Source organism: Burkholderia sp. Se-20378 (genome assembly GCF_017104665.1).
Taxonomy (GTDB): domain Bacteria; phylum Pseudomonadota; class Gammaproteobacteria; order Burkholderiales; family Burkholderiaceae; genus Burkholderia; species Burkholderia lata.
In genome coordinates this window covers 1-3,117 of the sequence record NZ_JAAGPG010000775.1, presented here as the reverse complement: position 1 = coordinate 3,117, position 3,117 = coordinate 1, and the positions used below count along the sequence as shown (strand labels likewise).

The window sequence follows — 3,117 nt, the reverse complement described above, 5'->3', positions numbered from 1 at the left end:
TCTCGGTGGTCGCCGTAGAAACAACCGCGGCAGGCGACACGATCGTCGGCGGGTTCGCGGCCGCCCGCGCAGGCGGCGCGTCGATGGACGACGCGATCGGCTTCGGCCAGCGCGCCGCCGCGATCAGCGTGACGCGCTACGGCGCACAGACCTCGATTCCGACGCGCGACGCAGTGGCGCGCCTGGAACCCTGAATTCCGCATCAGACGGACAGGCCGGAATCGGCCGATATCGGTGACATGGAGACAACCGCAATGAACGAAACCCCGACCGTTCCGCCCGCACCGCCGCGTATCCGGCGCGGGCAACGCATCGCGCTCGCGCTGTTGATGGTGAGCGGCATCGTCAACTACCTCGATCGCGGCACGCTGGCCGTCGCAAGCTCGGCGATTCGCGGCGACCTCGGCCTGTCGCTCGCGCAGATGGGGCTGCTGCTGTCGGCCTTCTCGTGGAGCTATGCGCTGTGCCAGTTCCCGGTCGGCGGGCTGGTCGACCGCATCGGCCCGCGCCGGCTGCTCGGGATCGGCCTGATCGTCTGGTCGTTCGCGCAGGCGGCGGGCGGCATCGTGTCGACGTTCGGCTGGTTCATCGTCGCGCGCATCGTGCTCGGCATCGGCGAGGCGCCGCAGTTCCCGTCGGCCGCGCGGGTGGTGAGCAACTGGTTTCCGCTGCGCGCGCGCGGCACGCCGACCGGCATTTTCAACGCCGCGTCGCCGCTCGGCACCGCGCTCGCACCGCTGCTGCTGTCGATCCTCGTTGCGTCGTTCGACTGGCGCTGGGCGTTCATCGCGACGGGCGCACTCGGTCTGGTCGTCGCCGTCGTCTGGTTCGCGCTGTATCGCGATCCGGTGCGCGCGCAACTGACTGCCACCGAGCGCAATTATCTCGACGCCGATGCGCAAAGCGCGGTCGCGGCGCCGAAACTGACGTTCGCCGAATGGCGCAGCCTGTTTTCGCACGGCACGACCTGGGGGATGCTGATCGGCTTCTTCGGATCCGTGTACCTGAACTGGGTGTATCTGACCTGGCTGCCGGGCTACCTGACGATGGAACGGCACATGAGCCTGATCCGTACCGGCTTTGCCGCGTCGGTGCCGTTCCTGTGCGGGTTCGTCGGTTCGCTGCTGGCCGGCTGGCTGTCGGATCTGGTCACGCGCCGCAGCCGTTCGCCGGTCGTGAGCCGGCGCAATGCGGTGGTGGTCGCGATGCTCGGGATGGTCGCATTCACGATTCCCGCCGCGCTCGTGCAGAGCAACACGGTGGCGCTTGCGTGCATTTCGGTCGTGATCTTTCTCGCCAACGCGGCGTCGGCCTGTTCGTGGGCGCTCGCGACGGCGGCCGCGCCGCCGAGCCGCATCGCGTCGCTCGGGGCGATCCAGAATTTCGGCGGTTTCATCGGCGGCGCGCTCGCGCCGATCCTGACGGGCGTCATTGCGCAGAAGTGGTCGTTCGTGCCGGCGCTGCTGACGGCCGCGGCGATCGCGTTTGCGGGCGCGATGGCGTACCTGCTGCTGGTGCGCAAGCCGATTCCCGAGCAGGCCGCGAACGCCGCGCCCGGGCCGTTGCCGGCCTGAGCATGCGGTTTGCGCCACGCATTCACTGAAGCAAGGAGAAACACATGCAACACCCGCAGCAATCGAACGTGACCATCGAGGGCATCGTCCCGGTGATGCTGACGCCGTTCGACGATGCCGGCGCGATCGACTACGCCGGGCTCGAGCGGCTGATCGAGTGGTATCTGGCGCACGGCGCCGATGCGTTGTTCGCGGTCGCGCAGTCGAGCGAGATGCAGTTCCTGAGCCTGGCCGAACGCGCGGAACTCGCGCGCTTCGTGGTCGAGCGGGTGGCCGGGCGCGTGCCGGTCGTCGCGTCCGGGCATATCAGCGACGATCTCGACGCGCAGGTCGCGGAGCTGTGCGCGGCGGCCGAATCGGGCGCACAGGGCGTCGTGCTCGTGACCAATCGCCTCGATCCGCAGCGCAAGGGCAGTGCCGCGTTGCTCGACCATCTGCACCGGCTGCTCGCGCGCTTGCCGTCGGATCTGCCGCTCGGGCTGTACGAGTGTCCGGCCCCTTACCGGCGGCTGCTGTCGGATGACGAACTGCGCGCGTGCATCGACACGGGCCGCTTCGTGATGCTCAAGGACGTGAGCTGCGACCTGGAGACGGTGAAGCGGCGGGTGGCGCTCGCCGAAGGTTCGCCGCTGAAGATCCTCAACGCGAACGCCGCGATTGCGTGGGACGCGATGAAGGCGGGTTCCGCCGGCTTCAACGGCGTGTTCACCAACTTCCATCCGGATCTGTACCGGTGGTTGCGTACGCAAGGGGCGTCGAATCCGGCGCTGGCCGACGAGCTCTCGACGTTCCTGGTCGTCTCGGCGGTGTCGGAGGCGCTGGGGTACCCGGCGCTCGCGAAGCTCTATCACCAGCGAATCGGCACGTTCGCGTCGATCCGTTGCCGCGCGATCGACTACGACGTGCGTGAACGGTTCTGGGCGCTCGATGCGGTGCTCGACAAGATCGTGGCCGGGACCGAGCATTTCCGTCGGCGGATCGCGGCGTAATCGTGCGCGCGGGGTGCTGTCCGAGGCTTGCGGTGCGCGGTGGGGGGGCGTGCTGGGCGGGCGGCGGCCTTCGCACGGGTTCGTCGGGGCGTGCGTGGTAGCGGTGCGCGGTGGCTGCATGCACGGTCGGTTTGTCGCGATGCGTCGCGTATGCGTGGCGACAAGCGGCGCTAGTGGCGCTAGTGGTGTATCGGCCATGTCCCGGATGGTGTGAATCCGGCGCGGCGTTCAGGCGGAACGTGTCACACGGCGAACGCATCGGGATTTTCAGTGCTGTCGAAGGCGGCTGAACTGCCTTCGACAGCCGGGCCGCCGCAATGGCCGGTTACAGGATGTCCGTTGTGACGAACGACGGCGGGTTGCAGACACAACACCGACGCAAGGCCCCACCTTCATTCCGTCGCACCATCGAGCCGCCGGCAAGCTGGCAAGCCGCAAGCCGCAAGCCGCAAGCCGCAAGCCGCAAGCCGCAAGCCGCAAGCCGCAAGCCGCAAGCCGCAAGCCGCAAGCCGCAAGCCGCAAGCCGCAAGCCGCAAGCCGCAAGCCGCAAGCCG

The 3,117-nt window shown here is 68.5% G+C and carries 3 protein-coding genes and 1 pseudogene; all 4 read left to right on the top strand.

Annotation, left to right across the window (positions count from 1 at the left end):
- The coding region (locus G3N93_RS37365) for a PfkB family carbohydrate kinase (protein WP_241026865.1) at positions 1 to 194 on the top strand (194 nt) is incomplete at its 5' end.
- Between the two features lie 60 nt (positions 195 to 254).
- Entirely contained in the window at positions 255 to 1,574 is a 1,320-nt protein-coding gene (locus tag G3N93_RS37360) for an MFS transporter (RefSeq protein ID WP_206135270.1), read from the top strand.
- A gap of 44 nt (positions 1,575 to 1,618) precedes the next feature.
- Positions 1,619 to 2,563, top strand: coding sequence for a dihydrodipicolinate synthase family protein (locus tag G3N93_RS37355; protein WP_174943132.1), 945 nt, complete (start codon positions 1,619 to 1,621; stop codon positions 2,561 to 2,563).
- 332 nt (positions 2,564 to 2,895) lie between these two features.
- Positions 2,896 to 3,117, top strand: a pseudogene (locus tag G3N93_RS37350) (hypothetical protein); the annotation flags it as partial.